At 62.8% G+C, this 7,811-nt stretch carries 9 protein-coding genes; 5 read left to right on the top strand and 4 right to left on the bottom strand.

Annotated features, from left to right (window positions below; translation table 11 throughout):
* The 5 genes from AC1D0Z_RS13290 to AC1D0Z_RS13310 form a co-directional block, all read left to right on the top strand.
* Window positions 1-872 (top strand): DUF993 family protein (locus AC1D0Z_RS13290; RefSeq protein WP_477658700.1); only part of this gene is annotated, 872 nt, incomplete at its 5' end.
* Between the two features lie 63 nt (window positions 873-935).
* Window positions 936-1,901 (top strand): Bug family tripartite tricarboxylate transporter substrate binding protein, encoded by a 966-nt coding sequence (locus AC1D0Z_RS13295; RefSeq protein WP_477658701.1) that lies wholly within the window; start codon window positions 936-938, stop codon window positions 1,899-1,901.
* A gap of 11 nt (window positions 1,902-1,912) precedes the next feature.
* Entirely contained in the window at window positions 1,913-2,614 is a 702-nt protein-coding gene (locus AC1D0Z_RS13300; protein ID WP_477658702.1) for an SDR family NAD(P)-dependent oxidoreductase, read from the top strand.
* Window positions 2,615-2,618: 4 nt separating this feature from the next.
* Entirely contained in the window at window positions 2,619-3,509 is an 891-nt protein-coding gene (locus AC1D0Z_RS13305) for an NAD(P)-dependent oxidoreductase (protein WP_477658703.1), read from the top strand.
* Window positions 3,510-3,537: 28 nt separating this feature from the next.
* Complete coding sequence (locus AC1D0Z_RS13310; protein WP_477658704.1) at window positions 3,538-4,416, top strand: sugar phosphate isomerase/epimerase family protein; 879 nt, start codon at window positions 3,538-3,540, stop codon at window positions 4,414-4,416.
* Window positions 4,417-4,460: 44 nt separating this feature from the next.
* On the opposite strand, the gene phnD is transcribed toward AC1D0Z_RS13310, so the two are convergent.
* The 4 genes from phnD to AC1D0Z_RS13330 all read right to left on the bottom strand — a co-directional run.
* Complete coding sequence (gene phnD / locus AC1D0Z_RS13315) at window positions 4,461-5,465, bottom strand: phosphate/phosphite/phosphonate ABC transporter substrate-binding protein (protein WP_477658705.1); 1,005 nt, start codon at window positions 5,463-5,465, stop codon at window positions 4,461-4,463.
* Window positions 5,466-5,476: 11 nt separating this feature from the next.
* Complete coding sequence (locus tag AC1D0Z_RS13320; protein WP_477658706.1) at window positions 5,477-6,523, bottom strand: ABC transporter ATP-binding protein; 1,047 nt, start codon at window positions 6,521-6,523, stop codon at window positions 5,477-5,479.
* A 108-nt stretch (window positions 6,524-6,631) separates the two neighbouring features.
* Window positions 6,632-7,333: an HAD family hydrolase gene (locus AC1D0Z_RS13325; protein ID WP_477658707.1), complete on the bottom strand. Its 702-nt coding sequence runs from the start codon at window positions 7,331-7,333 to the stop codon at window positions 6,632-6,634.
* Between the two features lie 150 nt (window positions 7,334-7,483).
* Window positions 7,484-7,811, bottom strand: a 328-nt coding sequence (locus AC1D0Z_RS13330; protein ID WP_477658708.1) for an ABC transporter permease subunit, incomplete at its 5' end; no start/stop codon positions are given.

The raw sequence follows: 7,811 nt of genomic DNA on the forward strand, positions 1-7,811 counted from the left end.
ACGCCGCCAAAGACGTGCCGGGTGCGCTGGTGGCGTCGGGCTGCGGTACCGACCACCTCGTGCTGGAAAACGTCAAAACGGTTGACGAAGTCATCGCGGGTTATGAAGAGCAGATGGCCGCGATTGAAAAGCTCGGCGGCAAGCTGATCGTGATGGCCAGCCGCGCGCTGGCGCGCGTCGCCAAAAGCCCGGCGGACTATGAGCGCGTTTACGACCGCATCCTCAGCCAGGCAAAACAACCGGTGGTGCTGCACTGGCTGGGCGACATGTTCGACCCCGCACTGGCTGGCTACTGGGGCAGCAGCAACGTTGAAAAAGCCATGGACACGGCACTTGGCATCATCAACGCGCACCCCGAAAAGGTCGACGGCATCAAGATCTCGCTGCTCGACAAGGACAAGGAAATTGCCATGCGCCGGCGCCTGCCCCCGGGCGTACGCATGTACACGGGCGACGACTTCAACTACGCCGAGCTGATTGCCGGCGACGGCTTCGGCAAGGAAGCCATGCACGGGCAGAGCGATGCGCTGCTTGGCATCTTCGATGCGATTGCACCGGCTGCCAGCGCGGCGCTGGGCGAACTGGCACAGGGCAACGTGGAAAAATTCCACGCCATCCTCGGCCCCACCGTGCCGCTGTCGCGCCACATCTTTGCCGCGCCCACCCGTTTTTACAAAACCGGCGTGGTTTTCATGGCCTGGCTCAACGGCCACCAGAAGCACTTCACGATGGTGGGCGGGCAGCAGAGCACACGTTCGCTGCAGCACTTCGCCGAGCTGTTCCGCCTGGCTGATGCGGCCAACCTGCTGGAGCAACCGGACCTGGCGACACAGCGCATGAAGACGCTGCTGTCCCTGCATGGAATCCATTAAAGAAACATTCCAAAGAAGCCACAGAAGCTTCCCCTAACCACTCATTACAACCCTGGAGACAACATGAACACACGCACTTTCCTCAAGGCCAGCCTGGCCGCCGGCCTCGCAGCCGCAGCCTTCGGCGCCGCGGCGCAGGCTTATCCCACCCGTCCGGTCAAGGTCATCATCCCCTTCCCGCCCGGTGGCACGCTGGACGCGGTGGGACGGCAGCTGGCGCAAAAGCTCGGTGAGCAGATGGGCCAGCCTTTCGTGGTGGAAAACCGTGCGGGCGGCAACGGCACCATCGGTGCGCACGTGGTCGCGCAGGCACCTGCCGACGGCTACACCCTGCTCTTCAATGCCTCCACTTTCACCACCGCCCCCATGACCATGAAGTCCGTGCCTTACGGTGTGGTGAAAGACTTCACGCCCGTCTCGCTCGTCGCCAAGGCGCCCTTGTCGATAGCCATCAACAAGAACCTGCCGATCACCGACGTGAAGTCGCTGATTGCCCACGCCAAGGCCAACCCCGGCAAGATGACGTTTGCGGTCGGCTCCATCGGCTCGGCCGGTCACCTGTCGACCGAACTGCTCAAGCGCGCCGGCGGTATCGAATACACCGTGGTGCCCTACAAGGGCACGGCGCCGGCGTTCCAGGATTTGATCGGCGGCCAGATCGACGGCTTTATCGACCCTATCCTCGGCTCTCTGCAGTACCACAAGAGCGGCTTGTTGCGCGTCGTTGCCATCACCGGCGACAAGCGTGTGCCCAACCTGCCTGATGTGCCGACCGTGGCAGAGACAATTCCCGGCTATGAGTTTTACAGTTGGTACGGGCTGTGGGGCCCGGCCAAATTGCCGGCAGACATCACGCAGAAACTCAACGCCGAAACCAACAAGGCGCTGGCCAGCGACATGCGCGAAAAACTCCTCCAGCAAGGCCTGGTGCTGACGCCCGGTACACCGGAAGATTTCGCCAAATTCCAGAGCAGCGACATGGCGCGCTCACAGAAGATCATCACGGACGGGAATATCCGTGTTGAGTAACATGCACAACCATGGCCACTGAAGATGTCAAACGCGCCCTGGTCACGGGCACCAGCTCCGGCATTGGCCTGGCCATTGCGCAGGCACTGCTTGCCCAGGGCTGGGACGTGGTGGGCCTGGACCTGGCGCCTGCGCGCATCGTGCACCCGGCGTTTTCCTCCACCGAAGTCAACCTGTGCAACACCGAAGCCACGGAACGCGCCGTGCGCGCAGCGGGTGGGATACAGGCGCTTATCCACGCCGCCGGCGTGCTGCGTGTGGGGCCACTCGGTACGCTGCGCAACGACGATTCGGCGCTGATGTGGCAGCTCCATGTAGATGCTGTCACGCGCATCGCCAACCTCGTGGTGCCCGCCATGGCGCAGGCGGGCGCGGGCCGCGTGGTGCTGGTCGGCAGCCGCGTGGCGCGCGGCATGGCGGGCCGCAGCCAGTACGCAGCCACCAAGGCGGCGCTGGTGGCGCTTGCGCGCAGCTGGGCTGCCGAGGTCGTGGCTTCGGGCGTCACCGTCAATGTGGTGTCCCCGGCTGCCACCGAAACAGCCATGCTTGCCGACCCTGCGCGCACGACGGTCCCGCCGAAGCTGCCGCCGCTGGGCCGGCTGATCCAGCCGCGGGAGATTGCCGCGCTGGTCACCTTCCTGCTCTCGCCCGACGCTGCGGCTATCACCGGCCAGGAGATCCAGATCTGCGGAGGCGCGTCGCTTGCGGCGTGAAGGCATGGCCGCAAACACTGTCGGCATTGTCGGCCTGGGCCTGGTCGGCACAGCGTTGGCACAGCGCCTCACAGCCGCCGGCTTCCAGGTCACCGGCTTTGACCTGCGCGAAGAAGCCCGGGCAGCCCTCACCGCCCGCGGCGGCCGCGCCGCCGGCTCCCTCGCCGAAGTTGCCGGTGCGGCCTCCTGCATGGTGCTGGCCGTCTTCAACACCGACGACGTGCTGAAGGTGGTCGAAGGGCCGGGCGGCCTGCTGTCCGTTTTCGGCGTACGCACCATCATCGACTGCTCCACGGGCACCCCTCGCGAACTCGAAGCCCTGGCTGCGCGGCTCGCTGCACGCGGCATCCACTTCATCGAAGCGCCGCTCTCGGGTTCCAGCCAGCAGATCGCCGCCGGCGAAGCCACCCTGCTGGTGGGTGGCGAAGCCGCGGCATTGCAAGCGTGCGAATCCGTGCTGGCCGCCATTTCAGACAAACGCATCCATGTCGGCGGCGCGGGCATGGGGGCCAAGGCCAAGCTCGCCACCAACCTGGTGCTGGGCCTGAACCGCGCAGTACTGGCCGAAGGCATGGTCTTCGCCGAAAACATGGGCATTCCCCCCGAGCAGTTCCTGGCGCTGGTACTGGCCAGCCCGGCTACGTCAGGTGCGGCCGAGGCCAAGGGCCGGATGATGGTGGACGGAGACTTCACACCACAGTCGCGCATCCATCAGCACCTCAAGGATGTCAGGCTGATGATTGACAGTGCCGCGGCCGAAGGCCAGAAATTGCCTTTGTCCGAAGCCCACGCCGAATTGATGCGCGCAGCCGTCGCTGCGGGTGACGGCGAGCTCGACAACGCGGCCATCATCCGCGAACTGCGCCGGCAGAAAACCGCCCGCCCTTCTCATTGACTTCACTGACACCCACTTAACCCATCTCATGCGCAATTTTTCCCAGGACCACCGCTGGCTCTCCATCAACACCGCGACCGTGCGCAAAAGCCGTGGCGTCGAGCAACCGCTGACCACCATCATCGAAGCCTGCGTGCAGCGCGGCATCAAGGCGATATCGCCGTGGCGCGACCAGGTCGCGGCCGCCGGCCTGCCCACCATTTCGAAACTCGTCAAAACCCACGGGCTTGAACTCTCCGGTTATTGCCGTGGCGGCATGTTCCCCGCAGCCGATGCCGCCGGCCTGCAGGCTGCGCACGACGACAACCTCCGTGCCGTCGATGAAGCCTGTGAACTCAAGGCCGCTTGTCTGGTACTGGTGGTGGGCGGCTTGCCCGGCGCACTGGCCGGCAAGGCGGCGCACAAAGACCTGGCGCTATCGCGCAGCCAGGTCACCGACGGCATTGCCCAATTGCTCGAATACGCCAGAAGCTGCAACATGCCGCTGGCCATTGAGCCGCTGCACCCGATGTACGCGGCAGACCGTGCCTGCATCAACACCATGGAGCACGCACTCGATGTCTGCGATGCCCTCGACCCCTCAAAGAGCGGCGCGCTCGGTGTCGCGGTGGACGTGTACCACGTGTGGTGGGACCCGAAGCTGCAGCAGCAAATCGAACGGGCCGGCAAGAAACGCCTGCTCGCCTTCCACGTCTGCGACTGGCTGACACCCACAACCGATTTGCTGAACGACCGCGGCATGATGGGCGACGGCGTCATCGACATCCCGAAAATCCGCGGCTGGGTGGAGGCGCAAGGGTTCGCGGGTTACAGCGAAGTGGAGATCTTTTCCGCCGGCAACTGGTGGCAGCGCGAAACCGGCGAAGTGCTGGACACCTGCATTGCCCGGCACCGCAGCGCGGTGTAACGAGGCCCCTTCATTCTGCCGGCAAGTGGGCCGCAAGCAGGCTGCTAGACAACCATCTTGAGGCGGAGCTCCAGGCGCGAACCTCGCTCTATGGCCTGCGCAATCCGGGCCTGCCGCTCAGTTGCAGAAAGTGTCTTGTCGTCGTTGATGGCCTGGCGGGTCTTGAACATTTCCAGGTCGGCAATGGGAAGCAGCTGCCGGTTACTGGAAGACCGGAACCGGGACAAACCGTTAACGGCCAGGAGGATGCGCTTTTCGCCGGGATCGCTCTCGGCAAACCCGACGACGAACTTCCGGATGGACGCCTTCAACGGGTCAGGCAGCGTTGCCTTCCACAGCAGCGGGGATTGCGGTATGAGGGGTGATTCCCAGACGACTTTTACCTCTCTGGCCAGGTCCGGAAAGTCGCGCTGAAAGAATGCAAGCTCTTCATTGTTGGCCGTCGCCACATCAATTTGCTTTTTCGATACTTTCAGCAGGTTTTGCTGGTGGCTCCCTGTCTCCACTGACTTGAAAATTTCTGCGGGCTTGCTCACGCCATTCTTGGTGAAAGCAAAATACAGCGGCACCAGATGGCCGGACGTGCTCTTGGGATCGCCATCGCCAAAGCGCAGGCCGGAGGCATTTTCAATCAGCGGCTTGAGCGCCTCGATTTGCGAACTGCGATGGGTCACCAGGATCGATTTGTAGCCTACGCTGCCGTCCCCCGTGACCATCTGTGCAAAAACACCACCGGCACCAGAAGCCACCACATCCAGAGCGGGCACATTGCCCATCCAGGCCAGATCTATTTCCCCACCAATGAAGGCGGTTACCAGCGCGCCCTGCGACTCATAGACACGCAGATCAATCGGACGGCGGATGGCCGCGCCCAGGAGTTTGACGAACGGCTCCCAGTTCGCACGGGTCTCCGCAGCCGCCCTGGGCGAGATCAAACCAAATGTCAGCATGGACTCTGCCGCAGGCTGCGCCATTACCGGGGAGTAAAGCAGCGGTCCGGCACACAGCCCGGCAAGGCCGTGGAGGACGATTCGAYGTTGAAGGCTCATATTTTCTCCATTCAGGCTGAAACAACAGAAATACCCCGTTCGGGCAGGTGAAGGGTTACGGCATCGCCCTGGAACCAGTCGGATGCCGTATCAGTGGACACGACAAAAATAGGACCCAAGGTGGTGTCGACGGTGAACTCGCGGACGCTGCCCAGATAGGCTTTTTTGGAAACCACGCCGGGCAAGCCGTCATCTCCGGGCGGCRCAATCGTCCAGGCTTCAGGGCGAATGGCGGCTTTCACCGGACCGGGCTCGACGGGATGCAGGGCTTTCACATGCAACGCCCCAACCTGGATCCGGCCGTCGGCAAACGCCTGGCCGGGAAACAACATGGCCTCGCCCATAAATCCGGCGACAAATTCGCTGTTGGGACGCTCGTAAAGTTCCGAAGGGGACCCTGCCTGGGCAATCACCCCCTGGTCCATGACAATGATCTGGTCGCTGACAGCGAGGGCCTCACTTTGGTCGTGGGTGACATAAGCAACGGTCAGTCCGAGGCGCTGCTGCAACCCGCGGATTTCTTCACGCATGGAGCGCCGCAGCCTTGCATCCAGGTTGGAGAGCGGTTCGTCAAACAGCAGCACGGACGGCTCCAGCACCAGGGCCCGGGCAACGGCCACACGCTGCTGCTGCCCGCCGGACAGTTCACTGGGCAGGCGGTTGTCATAACCTGACAAGCCGACTGCGGACATCGCTGCCTGTGCGCGCTCCTGCAGCTCCCTGGCATGGATGCCGCTGACGCTCAGGCCGTAACCCACGTTCTCCAGCACGCTCATGTGCGGGAACAGGGCGTAGCTCTGGAACACCATGCTGACGTTGCGTTCGGCGGGTCCGAGATGGGTCACGTCACGGCCGTCGATCAGGATCTGGCCTGCGCTGGGCGTCTCCAACCCGGCGATCATGCGCAGCGTCGTGGTCTTTCCGCAACCTGAAGGTCCCAGAATCGTTGTCAGCGTGCCTTTGGGAACGGTAAAACTGATGCCCTTGACCACCAGTGGCGACGGGGCGCTCCCATAGCGTTTTTGCACGTTATTGAATTGAATGCCGAGTTGGCTCATGTGCAGGCTTTCTTTGTTGATGTGAAAGAAAAAGAAGACAAAGAGGATAAAAATAGCGAGTCGAAGGCGATGCCGGCGGAAGGCTGCTCCACAGGCGGGCCCTGCCCATCACGCAACTGCCGCATGGAGCTTTCCCAAAAAATCACTCTCGATAAGTTGGTTGTAGTCGCGCACGCTGGCAATCACGTGCGGCCCCGAGAGCTCTTCGGCGCTATGGCTGGTGCAAACCGCCACTGCCCGCATGCCGGCGCGCCGCGCGGCTTCTATGCCAAAGGGCGCATCTTCAAACACGACGCAGGCAGCGGCCGCAACCCCCATGCGTCGCGCAGCCTCCAGAAATATGGCCGGCTCGGGTTTTCCTGCCAGGCCTTCGTCGCCACCCACCACAGCATGAGGTGCGGACACCATGGCAAGACCGGCCATCGCAAACGCGATGTTGTGCTGGTCGCCCGCAGTTCCCACACCCACTTTGAGCCCCCGCGCCATCGCCAGCCCGGCAAAGGCCTTGAAGCCCGCAACCTCGGCAAACACCGGCGCGAAGAGTTCGCGATAAATCGCTTCTTTTTCGGCAACCAGCAGCCGCGCTTCTGAAAGCTCCACGTCACGCTGGAACAACTGGTTCATGGACTCGGTGCCGGTGCGCCCGGTGGTGCGCCTGAGGATGTCAACCAGCGCCATCTGGACGCCGTGACGCCGCGCGAACTCGCTCCACGACCTGGCATGCCACGGCAYGGAGTCGATCATGGTGCCGTCCATGTCAAAGATCAGCGCGTCGGTTTTTGTGGCACCGGACCAGGTTTTCGGGGTCATCGGGTGATCTGCCTCGATGGCACTTCGATGCACGGGTCGGCGGCTTCGCGACAACTCATAACCACGCTTTTAAAATCAGCACCCGTTGGAGTCATCTGTAAATATCCTTGTTGTGTGTAAAGGGCTGGCCGGGATGTGATTAACGGTGGACTACCGGTCGGCAACGACCGTACGCCGCCCCAGCTTGCGTTCACCGACAAAAAACTGGATCAACGCCGTGACCAACGACATCAGCACGATCAGCACAGTGCAGTACGCCAGCGCCACTCCGTAGTCGCCATTTCCTACCCGGCCAATGATGTACGTGGTAGCCAGTTCGTACTCGGCCGTCACCAGAAAAATGACGGCGGAGACCGTGGTCATTGACCGGACAAAGCTGTAGACCAGTGCGGCGACAAGGGCCGGCTTGAGCAAAGGCAGCACCACGCGGCGCAAGGTGGTCAGGCTGCTGGCCCGCAGCATGACGGAGGCTTCGTCG

Source organism: Polaromonas sp. P1_E3 (assembly GCF_056405935.1).

Bases quoted from the DNA above. Each gene is read 5' to 3' on its own strand.
- AC1D0Z_RS13295 (WP_477658701.1), top strand. From the start codon at position 936: ATGAACACACGCACTTTCCTCAAGGCCAGCCTGGCCGCCGGCCTCGCA.
- AC1D0Z_RS13310 (WP_477658704.1), top strand. From the start codon at position 3,538: ATGCGCAATTTTTCCCAGGACCACCGCTGGCTCTCCATCAACACCGCG.
- AC1D0Z_RS13305 (WP_477658703.1), top strand. From the start codon at position 2,619: ATGGCCGCAAACACTGTCGGCATTGTCGGCCTGGGCCTGGTCGGCACA.
- AC1D0Z_RS13300 (WP_477658702.1), top strand. From the start codon at position 1,913: ATGGCCACTGAAGATGTCAAACGCGCCCTGGTCACGGGCACCAGCTCC.